The sequence below is a fragment of the Acinetobacter sp. NEB 394 genome (assembly GCF_013374795.1).
Taxonomy (GTDB): domain Bacteria; phylum Pseudomonadota; class Gammaproteobacteria; order Pseudomonadales; family Moraxellaceae; genus Acinetobacter; species Acinetobacter johnsonii.
This window is the reverse complement of record NZ_CP055277.1, coordinates 2407269-2421878: the sequence shown is the minus strand read 5'-3', so window position 1 is coordinate 2421878 and position 14610 is coordinate 2407269. Positions and strand designations below refer to the sequence as shown.

Here is a 14610-nt window from a genome sequence, read left to right as displayed (position 1 = left end):
ATGACTCAGGAATTAAACAATGTGATTAGAGTGAAGATCGAAGCTTTTGGTGCGATTGAACGGCAGTTACCCCCCAATTTAATGCTGCAATGTGAGCCTGATTCATCGGTTACGGTGGTTTTAAAGGATCTCGTTGCTCAATACCCAGCTGTCCACACGTTATTGGAGCGCTGTGCCTGTGCAGTCGGTGAAGACATTATTCCAAGGCAGACCATTTTAAGTCGAGATAGTACTTTGGTGTTGTTGTCCCCTGTGGCAGGAGGTTGATATGGAATTAAAACAATTTCCGCGGATTCAAACAGTGACTTTTACCCAAAATGACTTTGATGGCATCCAGCATTTTCCTGAGTGTGGCGGTATAGGCATATTCATTGGTACGGTGCGGAATCACCATCAAGGCAAAGCTGTAAAAGCGTTAAAATATACCGCTTATGCACCAGTCGCTGAAAAAATGATTCGTCAAATTGAACAAGAAATCCAATTAAAATATGGCGTGTCTTATGTTCGGGTGGTGCATCGCATTGGTGCTTTAGATATTGGCGATACTGCGATTATTGCGATGGCTTACGCTGCGCACCGCCGTGAAGCCTTCCAAGCTTGCGAGGAAGCAGTAGAGCGGGTGAAACATGAAGTTCCTGTCTGGAAAGAGGAGTTTTATGTGGATGGTACCAGTCAGTATGTCGAGGGTTGCTGTATTCGAACAGATCATGAGGTGCCAAAACCTCATAGCCATGAGCATTGCGAGCATGTACATGTTCATCCCTAGTAAATGCATCATGCAATGCCAATATTTACCAATAATCCCTTTAAGACCTGAATGAAGAAAATTTAGTATCAGTTGCGTATGAATGAAAAGTGGAGAGATAATTGAAAGAAAAATCTTCTGAAAACTTTATGAAAAATAATGCTTAGGTTAAGATGATCCATTCTTATATTTGAAGTCTTTTGAATCGCTATGCAACCATTTGTTCTATATAACTCAGAGCAACGCAAAAAAGTAGAATTCGTACCTCGTGTTGAGGGGCATATTGATATGTATGTCTGCGGTATGACGGTATATGACTACTGTCATATTGGACATGCGCGCGTGATGGTTGCATTTGACTATATTATTCGCTTCCTGCGTAGCCAAGGTTGGAGCGTTAAATATGTACGTAACATTACCGACATTGACGACAAAATCATTAAACGTGCCAATGAAAATGGCGAGTCGATTACTCAACTGACAGACCGCTTTATTCAAGCGATGAATGAAGATGCTGAAAATCTAGGTTGTTTACATCCAGATGAAGCACCGCGTGCGACGGATTATATTGATCAAATGCAAAGCATGATTGGTAATCTGGTTGAAAAGGGTACAGCTTATCCGTCTGCCAATGGTGATGTATATTTCCAAGTAGAAAAATTCGCCAAGTATGGTCGTCTTTCAGGTCGTAAACTGGAAGATATGCAAGCGGGTGCATCTGAACGTGTCGATATTGAAGTTGAGAAAAAACATCCTTTTGACTTTGTACTTTGGAAACATGCCAAAGAAAATGAACCTGCATGGGCTTCGCCGTGGGGTAAAGGTCGTCCAGGCTGGCATATTGAATGTTCTGCGATGTCGACTTGCTGCCTAGGGAACCATTTTGACATTCATGGTGGTGGTTCAGACCTCATGTTCCCACACCATGAAAATGAAATTGCACAGTCTGAGGCTTCAACTGGCGAGCAGTATGTCAACTATTGGATGCATGTTGGTTTCATCAATGTTGATGGCGAGAAAATGTCGAAGTCATTGGGCAATTTCTTTACCATTCGTGATGTGATGGATAAGTTCCACCCTGAAGTGATTCGCTACTTCATTGTGTCATCACACTATCGTAGCCCTGTGAACTTCTCTGATGTTGCTTTAAAAGAAGCAAAAACAGCGCTGTCACGTTTCTATCATTCATTCAAAGCTTATCAACAAGCCTATGGCGATACACAAGTCGATACCTTAGATGAAACATTGCTGGAGCGTTTCAATAGTGCCATGCGTGATGACTTCAATACCGCTGAAGCCATTGCGGTATTGTTTGAAGTCAACAAAGAATTGAACCGTGCCGTGAAAGAGCAACAAGCGGAACAAGCGGCGCTTTACTATGCAACTTTGCGTCATTTAACCAATATTCTAGGTTTGGTTCAGCACAATGTTGAAGAGTTCCTGAAGTCTGACATTGGGCAAGAGGCTTTGGCTTTGTCTGAAGAGCAAATTGAAGATTTGATTCAACAACGTCAAGATGCGAAGAAAGCCAAAGAATTTGCCAAAGCGGATGAAATTCGTCAGTCCTTGTTAGATCAGGGCGTTGTTTTGGAAGACACCCGTCAAGGGACAATTTGGCGTCGTGCTGATTAATTCAGCAATTGCATTATAGAGTGTTGACAGTTTGATGAAACTCTCTATAATGCACATCCATATTGCGGGAATAGCTCAGTTGGTAGAGCACAACCTTGCCAAGGTTGGGGTCGCGAGTTCGAGTCTCGTTTCCCGCTCCAAAATTTAAAAACCTCAAGTTCAACTTGGGGTTTTTTTATACCTATAATTTGAGTGTATTGAAAATAATTCATTTAAATGTGAAATTATCTCGGCGTTTCAGCCCATAATTTTGACAAAAATATGCTTAAATTATTCATCCTCATTTGTGAATAAAATTGTGTTTCTTCAACCCCATAGCACTGTCGTACAGACCGAAGCTCGAGACTATCCTGAATGGCATTTGGGACGAGAACGCTATGCACTTTGGTATATTGAAGTGGATGATCCCGTTTTGATCAACTATTTAAAACAGCTTCGTGAGCAGTTTTCAGATCTACTTTATCAACCAAACCAACGGCAGTTCCATATCACTTTATTTGTTGCTGGTTTTTGGGTGGAACAGGTGACACAGTCGGATGACTTTAGTCGAGCGCAACTGACTCAGCAGATTGAACGCCTTAAAAATTTAAAACTAGAATCTTTTCAGTTACAGATGGGTGAATTAAATAGTTTTGAAAGTGCCTTATTTTTAAAAATGGATGATACCGCAGGCGTGTTGGATAAAATTAGAAAAACATTGCTGCATACATCGCAGGAAGTCGCGGCATTAAGTTATTGTCCACATATTACATTAGGTCTATACCGTGAAGCAGTGAGTAGTGATCATGTATTGGCACGGATGGCTGAAATTGAAGATATTAGCTATAGCTTAAATGTCTCACAGCTTACATTTGGCTTTTATCAGGCACATGTCCTACAAGGGCCATTGTTTTCACAGACACAAATTGAGTTGGGGAATGCGCAATGCAGCTGATTTTAGGTGGTGCACGTTCGGGGAAAAGCCGCTTGGCGGAGCAGATTGCACAACAGTTGGCGCAGCCTGTGGTTTATGTGGCAACTGCACAAGCCTTGGATGGAGAAATGCAAGCGCGTATTCAACACCATCAACAGCAACGACCCGAAGATTGGGGGCTGTGTGAGGAACCCATTTATCTTGCAGCGCAGTTGGTCAAATTAGATCGCCCAAACCAAACCATTTTGGTCGATTGCCTGACCTTATGGATGAGTAATTTACTGATGCATACTGACCCAGATTTACAAGTTCAGGAATGTCAGAAGTTGTTAGATGTAGTCGGAAATTTACAGTCCGAGCTGATTTTAGTGAGTAATGAAACAGGCTTAGGTGTGGTTCCTATAGGACAAATTAGCCGACGCTTTGTCGATGAAACAGGGCGATTGCATCAGCAGTTAGGTCAAATCGCTCATAAAGTGGTGTTCTGCGTGGCAGGATTTCCCATGATTTTAAAAGGAGAACAAGTGTGAGTTGGTGGTTAGAAGCATGTCAAAGTCCGAGTGAGTCTGTATTGGCTCAAGCCCTAGCACGCCAGTCACAGTTGACCAAACCGACAGGCTCGTTGTCGGAGCTTGAATCGGTTGCAGTGACTTTAGCCAGTTTGCAAAACACTGTAAAACCCAAGATTGACCGCCCATGGATTACAATTTTTGCAGGTGATCATGGGGTGATGGAGGAAAAGATTTCTGCCTACCCACAAGCGGTGACACGTCAAATGTTGCAGAACTTCGCAACTGGCGGGGCATGTATTAGTGTGATTGCCAAAGAGTATCAAGCCAAGTTACAAGTCATCGACTGTGGTTCGGTCGGTGAAGCGTATGAATATGTCGGGGTTGAACGCCACTGCATCCGCGCGGGGACGGCTAACTTTGCTCAAACCCCAGCCATGACTGAAGCTGAATGTGAAGCTGCTTTTGCTTTGGGGCAAAAAAGTGTGGAAGATGCCATCGCTTATGGGGCAGATATCTATGTCGCGGGTGAGATGGGCATTGGAAATACCTGTTCAGCCTCAGCCGTGGCTTGTTTTTTATTGGCTGAACCCGCTGAAAAGCTCACGGGTGTTGGAACAGGTATCCGTACTGAACAATTGATACATAAAAAACAGGTGATTGATCAAGCACTTGCATTGCATGCACAATATGTCGGGAACGATCCGTTTAAAGCCTTATGTGCCGTGGGTGGACTTGAAATTGCAGCCATGACAGCTGCGTATATTCGCTGTGCACAATTGGGTCTACCGATAGTGGTGGATGGGTTTATCAGTACTGTTTCGGCATTGCTCGCAGTACGTTTAAATCCAGACGTTCGTGCTTGGATGCTCTTTGGGCATCAGTCGGCTGAATATGGTCATGTCCGTTTATTAGAAGAGCTTAAAGCAGTGCCATTATTGAAGCTAAACCTACGTTTGGGTGAAGGCAGCGGTGCAGGAGCTGCACTGGGGTTGATCAAACTAGCGTGTCGCTTACATAATGAAATGGCGACATTTGCTGAAGCAGCCGTGATTGGTGAGAAAGTTTAAGGATGTTGTATTTAGACTTCCTACGCCACGGCGAAACCAGCTTAAGCCATACCTTACGGGGTAGAACGGATGATGCTTTGACTGCGAAAGGATGGGCGCAAATGCGATCTACCATCACACAGTCTGAGCAGACTGGTCAGGCGTGGGATGTCATTTATAGCTCACCATTACAGCGCTGTCGTCTGTTTGCAGAGGAGTGGGCGGAGCAAAAACAGCTCCCTTTGTATATAGAACCGAATTTGCAAGAAATGGATTTTGGAGAATGGGAAGCTCAGCCGACCGAGCGACTCTACCAACTCTTTCCAGATGAATTGGCTCAATTTTGGCAAACGCCGTTAAGTTTTACACCGCCTCAGGCAGAAAGCTTATTGGCATTTAAAAGCCGTGTTCTCGAGTCTGTAGAGACCTTGACCCAGCAAATGCATAAGCAGGGCTGGCAACGGGCGTTGATTATTTCCCATGGTGGAGTGATTAAACTCTTAAAATGCCAAGCGCTGAAGCAAAATGATAACGATCTTTTAAAAATGTCAGCAGAGTTGGGACAATTGAACCGCTTTGTATTCGATCAAGGACAACTTCAGTTTATTCAAAGTGAGGATGTGTAATGACACCTTTTTGGATTGCACTGCAGTTTTTAACGACGTTTCCAGTTCGTTTAAGCACAATGCCAACGCCTCAGCAAAATGCGCAGGCATTGTTGTTTTATCCTGTAGTGGGTTTGCTTATGGGAGGCATTCTATATGGGATCGCCCTGTTATTGCATGCTTTGCCACTTGTGCTGTTAAGCAGTGTGATTCTGGTGTTATGGATTTGGCTGACGGGTGGTTTGCATCTGGATGGTTTGGCAGATACCGCAGATGCTTGGGTCGGTGGTTTTGGCGATAAAGCACGCACACTTGAGATCATGAAAGATCCGAGTTGTGGGCCGATAGGTGTACTCAGCCTTGTCATTGTATGCATATTAAAGTGGTCTGCACTGTATGTGTTATTGCAGCAGCAGTGTTATAGCACACTCATTTTATTTCCTGTCTTAGGGCGTCTCGTACCGCTATTTTTCTTTTTAAGCACAGACTATGTGAGTGCTCAAGGACTCGGCAGCCAGTTGAGCCAACATTTAGCACGACCAATTGCAATGGCACTTTTACTGCTGATACCTTTGGTGGCTTTGTATTGGACATGGATTAGTGTTGTGGTGATTGCCACGTTTTATCTGGTATTGTGGTATTTGCGGTATAAGTTTATACAGCGTATTGGTGGTGTGACGGGAGATACCATTGGTGCCAGTATTGAAATGATTGAATTAGCGACACTCTTTAGTTTTGTGGTGGCTACTTTTTATTCAGTTTAAGTTAGGGAATCAATAAGAGCCTCTCAGCGTGAAAGGTGTGCAGTCATACGTTGCCGAAATAAAAAAAGAAACGAGCTATATGTACTTGAAACAAAGGTCTTCCATCATCAGCAAAACACATTTGTAGATATGTTGTGAAAATCCAAAGATTTCCGCGCTAGTTGTCTACAGAGATATGATAAAATTGCGAAAATTATTTTTTATGTGCTGACGTTTCATTTCGTCACACGGTTCAGGTAAAACAACGTTGAATTCTGAAAATATGTCAAATCCCATTGATTTCCAAAAAGTTGCTTTAGAAACACTAGAGATAGAGCGTCAAGCACTCTCGGTACTTGCTCAGCAAATCGATGATCGTTTTAGCCGTGCTTGTGAAATTATCTTAAAGTGCAAAGGTCGCTTAGTCATTACTGGCATGGGTAAATCAGGGCATATTGGCCGAAAAATGGCAGCCACATTTGCCTCTACAGGTACGCCATCATTCTTTATGCACCCAGGTGAAGCGGGGCATGGTGATTTGGGGATGTTGGTTGCAGGTGATGTGCTGATTGCGATTTCAAACTCGGGCAAGAGTGATGAAATCATGATGCTGATGCCTTTGATCAAATATTTGGGTGTGCCTTTAATTACCATCAGTGGTGATGAGCGTGGGCCGATGCCACAGAATGCTGATGTGGCGCTGACGTTGGGCAATATTCAAGAAGCTTGTCCATTAGGTCTAGCACCAACATCAAGTACAACGGCGACTTTAGCCTTGGGTGATGCATTGGCTGTTGCACTGTTAGATGCACGCGGGTTTACTTCCGATGACTTTGCACGCTCGCATCCTGCGGGTGCTTTGGGTAAACGCTTGTTATTACATGTGAAGCATTTAATGCACACTGGAGACGAACTACCGAAAGTGTCTCCAGATACAGCAATGAACAAAGTTCTGTACGAAATCTCTAACAAACGCCTAGGTTTAACCACAATTGTGGATGATAATGATCATCTATTGGGGATTTTTACCGATGGGGACTTACGCCGTTTGATTGATAAACAGCAAGGTTTTGATGTGAACTTGGCCGTGTCTGATGTGATGATTAAGAGCCCGCTGACGATTTCACCGGAAGCGCGTGCTGTTGAAGCATTAGAGCGAATGAATGAAAAGAAAATTAACCAGTTTGTTGTCGTTGATGAGAGCAATAAAGTCATTGGTGTTTTAAGTATGCATGACCTGATTCAAGCTGGGGTAAATTAAAAAATGGCTTCTTATATTCTGTTAGAACAAGCGCGTTATGTAGAAGCTCTAGTTTTGGATGTTGATGGTATTTTAAGTGATGGTTTTGTGACTTTGACCAACTCGGGGGACGAAATCAAATCTTTCGATATCCGTGATGGCTTAGGTATGAAACTGGTTCAGCAAGCTGGTGTGAAAGTGATTATTATCACAGGACGTAAAAGTCAGATCGTAGAAAAACGGATGTCTGATTTGGGCGTGGACCTTGTTTATCAAGGCCGTGAAGACAAAGGTGTTGCACTGCGCGAGGCTTGTGCAAAATTTGGTATTTCAGCCGAAGATTGTTTATACATGGGTGATGACTGGCCTGACCTATCTGCATTTGCCATTGCAGGCATGAAAGTGACCGTGCCAAATGGTCATTTAGAAGTGCGTCGTCGTGCCGATTTGGTGACTCAAGCGATGGGTGGACGTGGCGCGGTACGTGAAATCTGCGATATGATTTTACAAGCCAAAGGTGTATACGAAACTTTACTTGAAAAGTACACCGCAGTCCCGCATTAATCTGTATGCATGCATGAGAGTTTAGTTAACATTTATGGATACTAAAGTTTTATATATCACTGCTGTAGCCATTGCGGCTATCAGTAGTGGTTATTACTATTACAGCGGAAAAGGGCAAAAGCTCGAGGTCGATGGTGCGCAAAGCATGACCTATTCTGCTGAACAGATCCAACTGACTCAAACAGATGAGCAGGGTCATTTATACGTCCGCGCAAAAGTAGACCGTCTTGAGCAGGATATGCAAAAGAAGACCTCTAAGTTAGAGAACTTAAATGCTGAGATGTATAAAGATGGAAAAGTGGATGCGACGTTCTATGCTAAGCAAGCCAATGGCATCAACGACAACGAAAAAGTCGTTCTGACAAACCAAGTGGTTGCAAAGAAAATGTTGGATCAAGGTCAGATGCAGTTTGAAACCGCAGAACTGACTGCGTTTCCACAGACGCGTGAATTGGAATCTCAGCATCAAGTGGTTGTTACGACACCACAAGCCGAATTTGTTAGTCAGGGCTTAAAAGCGAATTTAAATACGGGTCAATATGACTTTTTCCATATTCGAGGGAAGTATGAACCATAATCCAAAATTTTCTATTTCGAAAACTTTCCTCAAGCAAACACTTGCACTGAGTTTAGGTGTGGCTGTTTCAACTTTTGCTTTGGCATTGCCAAGTGACCGTAGTAAAGCGATTTCGTTGGTGGCAGATCGAGCAACATTTAATGAAAAAATGGGTGTAACGACGTACACGGGCAATGTCATCATTGAACAGGGCACGATGAAACTACAAGCGGATTCGATTGTTGCCAACTTAAATCAAACCCGTCAAATTAGCACCATTACGGCCAATGGTAAGCCTGCACGTTTCCAGCAGCAAGTCAGTACCAATAAAGGTATTGCCAAAGGTCAGGCGCAAAAAATTATTTATAATGCAGAAACAGGTATTATTACCTTATCAGGCAGCGCACTTCTAGAACAAGATGGTGCCAGTATTCGCGGTAATACATTACGTTATAGTATGAACAAAGGTGATATCGAAGCGATTGGTACACCAAACAGCAGTGGTTCGTCGAGTGGTCGTGTTCAAATTGTGATCCCACCTTCAGGTTCTCAATCCTTCCCAGGAGCGCGTGACTAATGGAGCAAACTCTCAATCAGCCACAAACCCTATGTATTAAGCATCTCGCGAAAAACTACAGTAAGCGCTGGGTAGTGAAAGACGTATCTTTTAGCATGCAAAGCGGACAAATTGTAGGTTTGCTCGGTCCTAACGGTGCAGGGAAAACCACCAGTTTCTACATGGTGGTTGGACTGGTGCGTATGGATAAAGGTGAAATTCATCTTGATGACCTAGATATGTCTGATTTGGCCATGCATGAACGTGCGCGTAAAGGCATTGGTTACTTACCTCAAGAAGCATCAATTTTTAGAAAACTCACCATTTCTGAAAATATTATGTCGATTTTGGAAACGCGCAAAGATCTAAATAAAGAACAACGTAAACAGCGTTTGCATGAATTACTGGCAGATTTCAAAATTAGCCATATTAAAGATTCATTGGGTATGAGTGTGTCTGGTGGTGAACGTCGTCGTGCTGAAATCGCACGTGCGCTGGCAGCCGATCCAAAATTTATGTTACTCGATGAGCCTTTTGCTGGGGTTGACCCAATTTCAGTGGGTGATATTAAAGATATTATTCGTACTCTAAAAGACCGTGGTATTGGCGTTCTTATTACGGATCATAACGTTCGTGAGACTTTGGCGATTTGTGAACGTGCTTATATCGTGAGTGAGGGTGCGGTGATTGCTGAAGGTTCTCCAGATGAAATCTTAGCCAATGAAACCGTGCGTCAAGTTTACCTTGGTGATGACTTCACTGTATAAGCCTTTTCTGCGCCAAGAAAATAATTGGCGCAGATATCCCTCTCATATGTTTAATCGATCGCTTTGCATTGAATTAATAATAGGGTATTCCTTTATATATTCAAACTGTGCGCTCTACCATCCTTTTGAAATCGCTTCTTTCAGCATGCTCCACAGTATGCATGTCTGTTTATTTTGTGTGGGCTTAAAGCGAAAAGCCATTTTCATGCGATAGCTGATTGAAAATACGTTATAATTTTTTGTGAAATTTTTAAAAATTACGCTATGCCATTTACCATCTCTAGTTTAGTGAGCTATGAAGAAGACATTAAGAAAAGTCGTTTTCAAGCTTTTGCTGTGCCTGTAGAAAATGAACAAGCCGTTAAAGATTTTCTAGAGCAATATAAAGATATCAGCACCACGCATCAGTGCTGGGCATGGAAAATTGGCCACAATGTTCGTTTTAATGATGACGGTGAACCTTCAGGTACCGCAGGTCGTCCTATTTTAGCGACCATTGAAGGCAATGAACTGACCAATATTTTGGTTTTGGTCAATCGTTGGTATGGTGGTGTCAAGCTAGGCACAGGCGGGCTGGTACGTGCTTATGGTGGAACTGCAGGACAGTGTTTACTGTTGGCTGAAAAAATAGAGCTCATTGAGAAGAAAAAAGTGCATTTTGCCTGCCAATTTAATGAATGGGCAATTTTCCAGTACGAGCTGAATAGCCAGCAGATTGAGTTTAATGAGCAATATACTGCTGATGGCGTACTTGTAGAAGCATTATTACAAGTGCATCAGATTGAAGCGCTCAGACTTAAAATACAAGACGTAACCCGTGGGCGTGAAGCGTTAAAAATTGTGGATGACCATCATGACTGATCCCTTATTAAAATATCGTGAGCAGCATAAGCATCGCTTAAACTATATGCCCTGGTTATATTGGTCACTCAAGCCTAAAAACCGTGTGTGGGCTGAAGCATGGCAGCAAGAATACCAAGCTTATCTAATGGAAATGGAAACCGTTGAAATTGGTCAAAACTGTTTTATTTCTCCATTGGCACACATATTTGCAGAGCCTGGTCGTAAAATTGTCATTGGGGACAACACGTTTATTGCTGCTGATTGTACTTTGCATGGGCCTTTAGAGATTGGCAGTGAAGTCGCGATCAACCATCATTGTATTTTGGATGGTGGTCGTGTGGGGATTAAGTTACATGATCAAGTGCGTATTGCAGCCTATTGTCACTTATATGCCTTTGATCATGGCATGGCACTCAGTGATCCTATTTATCAACAACCTGTACGCTCACAAGGGATAGAAATTGGACGGGATGTTTGGTTGGGTGCACATGTGGGCGTGAAAGATGGAGTGAAAATTGGCGCACATGCTGTGGTGGGGATGAATAGTATGGTCACCAAAGATATCGCCGAGCAATCGATTGTTGCTGGCAATCCCGCACAGTTTATTCGTTTACGTGATTAAGATATCAAAGAATATTGAACATTTATCAATACTTAATTACATAAAAACCTGCCATCAAAAAAAAAGATATGCTAAGTTTAGAACAACAATGAGACCTTATACCAAATGCGGTGTAATGAGAGGCGATAATGAAACGAGTCATTGCATGTATCGATTCTTCCCCTTGTATCAATGCTCTAGCAGAAGCTGCGGCGTGGATTGCAAAACAGACGGGGCGGGAATTGGTCCTTTTACAAGTTTTGGATTATTATCCTGCAAGTTATCACTTAGGTGAAATTAGCGGGGTAATTGGATTTGAAAGCAATGCAATGTTGCTCAAAGAGCTGGCTGAATTAGAGCAAAAACAAAGTGAACTTGCGCTCAGTTATAGCAATAATTTACTCGATCATATTTCTAAACTCATTCTCGAAACGCATGGCCTGCATACGACGCATATTCAAGAAAAGGGTGACTTTCTAGAGCAAAGTTTTAACTTATTGCATGAAGATGACATTGTGGTGATTGGCCGTGTGGGTGAGAAATCGGCTGAACGCAATAAACCGTTGGGCAGTAATGTTGAGAATTTTATCCGTGGCGCAAACTGTACCGTCATGACGGTAGGCGATAGTTTTAAGCCACCTACGCGCTTTATCTTTGCCTACGAGTATTCACCGACGTGTGTGAAGATGATGAAGCGGATTGCGCAAAGTGATTTACTGCGCCTCTTACAATGCCATTTGGTCTATGTCGGTGACCACCCTGAAATTTTAAGAGAGCCTGAACAGTATCTGAAAGATGCAAATTTGGATGTGATTACAGAATATCGTTATGGCGACGTGGCTGAAAATATTCTGGAATACCAAAATGAGCATAGCATACAACTGATTGTGCTCGGTGCGTTCAGCCACAGTAAAATTCATCAGTTCTTCTTGGGCAGTATTGCAACCACCATTTTTAGGAATGCCAAAGTTCCTTTACTGGTTGCCCGTTAATTTAGAGTAATTTATCTAAATTGGAACTGTTTTATCCATAGTTATCCGCATTAATTGTGGATAACTATATGGACAGTAAATGTAAGTTTATAATTTATATAAGCTTAAATTAATCGATTGTTTTTTAATCTAAGTTTTGACTTATTTTACAATGGCTAAGGCAAATCCATCATGTCCTTTGCTACCGACAGTTTGAAGTACGGTGCACGACAAAATTTTCGGATGATTTTGCATTGCTTTGAACATATCTCGAATCCCTTCAATACTTGGTTTATGATTTTCAGGATTGATAATATCGCCTGCACGAATCACGTTATCAAGGAAAATCAAAGTACCTGAATGAGATAGGTTCAGGCTTAATTCCAAATACTCTGGGTAGCTTTGTTTATCGGCATCAATAAAAATAAAGTCGAAAGGTTCAATGTCTGCCGGCAGTGATTTAAGGATATCTGCTGCACGTCCACATTTGAGTTCAATGGTTTGTTTGAGTTGAGCTTTGTCGATATTTTCTTGGCCCATCGCGGCATGCGTATCACGACCTTCAATCGTTAAAATATAACCATCTTCAGGTAAGGCGCGCGCTAACCACATGGTGCTATAGGCAGCAAAAGTGCCAAGCTCTAGCACACGCTTACATTGATTCATTTGAATCAGCATTTGTAAAAGCATGCCTTGGTTCGGTGCAACAGCTAAGTGATCTGGAAAACCATGCTTCTCTGTATTTTCTAAAGTTTGCAGTAGAATGGGGTCTTCAGGAATTAAATGTGCATCGATATAGTTATCAATCTCTGTCCACATTTGTTGCATAGCATGTTCACCTTGGTTGCGATGTGGAGCATTTTAAACTTTTATTTTCAGAGTGCAATTTATCCGACCATATTTGTTGAAATCAATGCTCAAAAAAAGAGGTCATATTGACCTCTTTTTAATTTTTAAAAACTAGTAACTACACATCGAAGAATTGCGACTGAGGTCTGGGCCCCATGTACGATATCCTTGGGTATCAATGTGAATCTGACCAGAAGCATATAAACCTAAGCCCATGTTCAAGCTCTGACCATGTTGGGTCCAAAATTGGCATAGACGATATTTTGTATTTTCAATATAAGCATAATCTTCAGGTTGTGGGTTTTCAGACCCAATTCGAAAATCGATAGCAGAATTGAATAAGTGGCGTGACGAGTTTGCACCGCCAGCACATTGGTTTAAAGGCAGATCACGATAAACTGAAGTGACTTCAAAATCGGTCAGTACTTTGGCTGCAACTAAATATTTGAACACTTTTAAGGTCGCAATTTGGTTTTTCCAAAGTTCACGATTGGGCACCATATATTGTGCTCGACCACATTTTTGCCAGTCACGCGCTGTTCTGAGTAGTTCAAAGCTTGGGATGATATTTCCCACGCCATTACGTTCAAGAAAAACTTCATACTCACGTACGCGTGCTAGCGTGTCACCGACAGACATCCAAGCATTGTAGGTATAAGGAATAATTTTAGGTGGAGCAGGGCGGTCAAAAATAATTTTCTCTTGTGGGATAAAAATACGTTTTCCATCAGGAGTTGTGATGGTCTGGCCTTTGTGGGATGAAGTCATACAGCCAATCATCACCAAGGGGATTATGCTAACCGCAAATAATCCCTTTAAAAATTTCTTCATTATAGAAATCAAATATTTAAAAAATACGCCTATTATTTTAATCCAAATTTGTGAGGAAAAATTGGAAATATTGCAATCAAATGTGTGTTTTAGGTATAAAAAAAGATCAGCTTATGCTGATCTTTTTCTGGCTTACTTTTCTAAGTATTGTAACTTATCTGCTTTACCGTTCCATTCTTCACGGTCAGCAGGTTGGTCACCAATCTGGGTAATGTTCGGCCAAGTTTGTGATAACTCAGCATTTAGTTCAATAAATACTTCTTGACCTTCTGGCAGTTCATCTTCAGAGAAAATTGCATTTGCTGGACATTCAGGTTCACACAGTGCGCAATCGATACACTCATCTGGATTGATCACTAGAAAGTTTGGACCTTCATAGAAACAGTCTACTGGACAAACTTCTACGCAGTCTTGATATTTACATTTAATACAATTTTCAGTGACAACAAAGGTCATGGCGAAGGCTACCTAAAAATATGGTTCTAATAACTAATGTGTATTTTAGGCAAAAACAGCACCAACTAACAATTGCTTTTATTGATATTTGTTATATGCACGGCTGTTAAATTTGATAAAAACTGAACATTCTGCTGAAAACTGCTTTTGACAATAAAAAAGACCGTCATTTTGACGGTC

The 14610-nt window shown here is 42.0% G+C and carries 19 protein-coding genes and 1 tRNA gene; 17 read left to right on the top strand and 3 right to left on the bottom strand.

Annotated features, from left to right (window positions below; genetic code table 11):
* The 17 genes from HUK62_RS11595 to HUK62_RS11515 all read left to right on the top strand — a co-directional run bounded on the left by HUK62_RS11595 (nt 1) and on the right by HUK62_RS11515 (nt 12315).
* A complete protein-coding gene (locus tag HUK62_RS11595; RefSeq protein ID WP_176537930.1) occupies nt 1-267 on the top strand; it encodes a MoaD/ThiS family protein in 267 nt (88 codons plus the stop codon).
* Between the two features lies 1 nt (nt 268).
* Entirely contained in the window at nt 269-766 is a 498-nt protein-coding gene (locus HUK62_RS11590; RefSeq protein ID WP_125273471.1) for a molybdenum cofactor biosynthesis protein MoaE, read from the top strand.
* Nucleotides 767-955: 189 nt separating this feature from the next.
* Entirely contained in the window at nt 956-2377 is a 1422-nt protein-coding gene (gene cysS / locus HUK62_RS11585) for a cysteine--tRNA ligase (RefSeq protein ID WP_176537929.1), read from the top strand.
* A 64-nt stretch (nt 2378-2441) separates the two neighbouring features.
* A tRNA-Gly gene (locus tag HUK62_RS11580) sits at nt 2442-2517 on the top strand.
* Nucleotides 2518-2663: 146 nt separating this feature from the next.
* On the top strand, nt 2664-3311 hold the full coding sequence (locus tag HUK62_RS11575; protein ID WP_176537928.1) for a 2'-5' RNA ligase family protein: 648 nt from the start codon (nt 2664-2666) through the stop codon (nt 3309-3311).
* Nucleotides 3302-3820 (top strand): bifunctional adenosylcobinamide kinase/adenosylcobinamide-phosphate guanylyltransferase, encoded by a 519-nt coding sequence (cobU, locus tag HUK62_RS11570; protein ID WP_176537927.1) that lies wholly within the window; start codon nt 3302-3304, stop codon nt 3818-3820. The genes HUK62_RS11575 and cobU overlap by 10 nt, the downstream gene beginning before the upstream one ends.
* A complete protein-coding gene (gene cobT, locus HUK62_RS11565) occupies nt 3817-4869 on the top strand; it encodes a nicotinate-nucleotide--dimethylbenzimidazole phosphoribosyltransferase (protein ID WP_176537926.1) in 1053 nt (350 codons plus the stop codon). The genes cobU and cobT overlap by 4 nt, the downstream gene beginning before the upstream one ends.
* Before the next feature lie 2 nt (nt 4870-4871).
* A complete protein-coding gene (locus HUK62_RS11560) occupies nt 4872-5474 on the top strand; it encodes a histidine phosphatase family protein (protein ID WP_176537925.1) in 603 nt (200 codons plus the stop codon).
* The gene (locus HUK62_RS11555; protein WP_176537924.1) at nt 5474-6217 is read left to right on the top strand and encodes an adenosylcobinamide-GDP ribazoletransferase; all 744 of its coding nucleotides are present in this window, start codon (nt 5474-5476) and stop codon (nt 6215-6217) included. The genes HUK62_RS11560 and HUK62_RS11555 overlap by 1 nt, the downstream gene beginning before the upstream one ends.
* Before the next feature lie 262 nt (nt 6218-6479).
* A complete protein-coding gene (locus HUK62_RS11550; RefSeq protein WP_058869901.1) occupies nt 6480-7457 on the top strand; it encodes a KpsF/GutQ family sugar-phosphate isomerase in 978 nt (325 codons plus the stop codon).
* A gap of 3 nt (nt 7458-7460) precedes the next feature.
* Nucleotides 7461-8000: an HAD-IIIA family hydrolase gene (locus HUK62_RS11545; RefSeq protein ID WP_004696343.1), complete on the top strand. Its 540-nt coding sequence runs from the start codon at nt 7461-7463 to the stop codon at nt 7998-8000.
* A gap of 34 nt (nt 8001-8034) precedes the next feature.
* On the top strand, nt 8035-8577 hold the full coding sequence (gene lptC / locus HUK62_RS11540; protein ID WP_078389214.1) for an LPS export ABC transporter periplasmic protein LptC: 543 nt from the start codon (nt 8035-8037) through the stop codon (nt 8575-8577).
* Complete coding sequence (gene lptA / locus HUK62_RS11535; RefSeq protein ID WP_176537923.1) at nt 8567-9133, top strand: lipopolysaccharide transport periplasmic protein LptA; 567 nt, start codon at nt 8567-8569, stop codon at nt 9131-9133. Before lptC ends, lptA begins: the two co-directional genes overlap by 11 nt.
* Nucleotides 9133-9879 carry an LPS export ABC transporter ATP-binding protein gene (lptB, locus tag HUK62_RS11530; protein ID WP_004696348.1) on the top strand — a complete coding sequence of 249 codons (747 nt, stop codon included), beginning with the start codon at nt 9133-9135 and terminating at the stop codon, nt 9877-9879. Before lptA ends, lptB begins: the two co-directional genes overlap by 1 nt.
* 264 nt (nt 9880-10143) lie before the next feature.
* Nucleotides 10144-10740: a YigZ family protein gene (locus tag HUK62_RS11525; protein WP_176537922.1), complete on the top strand. Its 597-nt coding sequence runs from the start codon at nt 10144-10146 to the stop codon at nt 10738-10740.
* Nucleotides 10733-11344 (top strand): acyltransferase, encoded by a 612-nt coding sequence (locus HUK62_RS11520; protein ID WP_125273462.1) that lies wholly within the window; start codon nt 10733-10735, stop codon nt 11342-11344. Before HUK62_RS11525 ends, HUK62_RS11520 begins: the two co-directional genes overlap by 8 nt.
* 128 nt (nt 11345-11472) lie before the next feature.
* Nucleotides 11473-12315, top strand: coding sequence for a universal stress protein (locus HUK62_RS11515; protein WP_176537921.1), 843 nt, complete (start codon nt 11473-11475; stop codon nt 12313-12315).
* Between the two features lie 141 nt (nt 12316-12456).
* On the opposite strand, the gene HUK62_RS11510 is transcribed toward HUK62_RS11515, so the two are convergent.
* The 3 genes from HUK62_RS11510 to fdxA all read right to left on the bottom strand — a co-directional run bounded on the left by HUK62_RS11510 (nt 12457) and on the right by fdxA (nt 14430).
* Nucleotides 12457-13122 carry an O-methyltransferase gene (locus HUK62_RS11510; protein WP_176537920.1) on the bottom strand — a complete coding sequence of 222 codons (666 nt, stop codon included), beginning with the start codon at nt 13120-13122 and terminating at the stop codon, nt 12457-12459.
* A 132-nt stretch (nt 13123-13254) separates the two neighbouring features.
* The gene (locus tag HUK62_RS11505) at nt 13255-13974 is read right to left on the bottom strand and encodes a D-Ala-D-Ala carboxypeptidase family metallohydrolase (protein WP_176537919.1); all 720 of its coding nucleotides are present in this window, start codon (nt 13972-13974) and stop codon (nt 13255-13257) included.
* A 132-nt stretch (nt 13975-14106) separates the two neighbouring features.
* Complete coding sequence (fdxA, locus tag HUK62_RS11500) at nt 14107-14430, bottom strand: ferredoxin FdxA (protein ID WP_004696359.1); 324 nt, start codon at nt 14428-14430, stop codon at nt 14107-14109.
* Between the last annotated feature and the right edge of the window lie 180 nt (nt 14431-14610).

Bases quoted from the DNA above. Each gene is read 5' to 3' on its own strand.
- fdxA (WP_004696359.1), bottom strand. From the start codon at position 14,430: ATGACCTTTGTTGTCACTGAAAATTGTATTAAATGTAAATATCAAGAC.
- cysS (WP_176537929.1), top strand. From the start codon at position 956: ATGCAACCATTTGTTCTATATAACTCAGAGCAACGCAAAAAAGTAGAA.
- lptA (WP_176537923.1), top strand. From the start codon at position 8,567: ATGAACCATAATCCAAAATTTTCTATTTCGAAAACTTTCCTCAAGCAA.
- HUK62_RS11595 (WP_176537930.1), top strand. From the start codon at position 1: ATGACTCAGGAATTAAACAATGTGATTAGAGTGAAGATCGAAGCTTTT.
- HUK62_RS11555 (WP_176537924.1), top strand. From the start codon at position 5,474: ATGACACCTTTTTGGATTGCACTGCAGTTTTTAACGACGTTTCCAGTT.
- HUK62_RS11590 (WP_125273471.1), top strand. From the start codon at position 269: ATGGAATTAAAACAATTTCCGCGGATTCAAACAGTGACTTTTACCCAA.
- HUK62_RS11560 (WP_176537925.1), top strand. From the start codon at position 4,872: ATGTTGTATTTAGACTTCCTACGCCACGGCGAAACCAGCTTAAGCCAT.
- HUK62_RS11550 (WP_058869901.1), top strand. From the start codon at position 6,480: ATGTCAAATCCCATTGATTTCCAAAAAGTTGCTTTAGAAACACTAGAG.
- HUK62_RS11505 (WP_176537919.1), bottom strand. From the start codon at position 13,974: ATGAAGAAATTTTTAAAGGGATTATTTGCGGTTAGCATAATCCCCTTG.
- lptC (WP_078389214.1), top strand. From the start codon at position 8,035: ATGGATACTAAAGTTTTATATATCACTGCTGTAGCCATTGCGGCTATC.
- HUK62_RS11515 (WP_176537921.1), top strand. From the start codon at position 11,473: ATGAAACGAGTCATTGCATGTATCGATTCTTCCCCTTGTATCAATGCT.
- cobU (WP_176537927.1), top strand. From the start codon at position 3,302: ATGCAGCTGATTTTAGGTGGTGCACGTTCGGGGAAAAGCCGCTTGGCG.
- lptB (WP_004696348.1), top strand. From the start codon at position 9,133: ATGGAGCAAACTCTCAATCAGCCACAAACCCTATGTATTAAGCATCTC.
- HUK62_RS11545 (WP_004696343.1), top strand. From the start codon at position 7,461: ATGGCTTCTTATATTCTGTTAGAACAAGCGCGTTATGTAGAAGCTCTA.
- HUK62_RS11510 (WP_176537920.1), bottom strand. From the start codon at position 13,122: ATGCAACAAATGTGGACAGAGATTGATAACTATATCGATGCACATTTA.
- HUK62_RS11520 (WP_125273462.1), top strand. From the start codon at position 10,733: ATGACTGATCCCTTATTAAAATATCGTGAGCAGCATAAGCATCGCTTA.
- HUK62_RS11525 (WP_176537922.1), top strand. From the start codon at position 10,144: ATGCCATTTACCATCTCTAGTTTAGTGAGCTATGAAGAAGACATTAAG.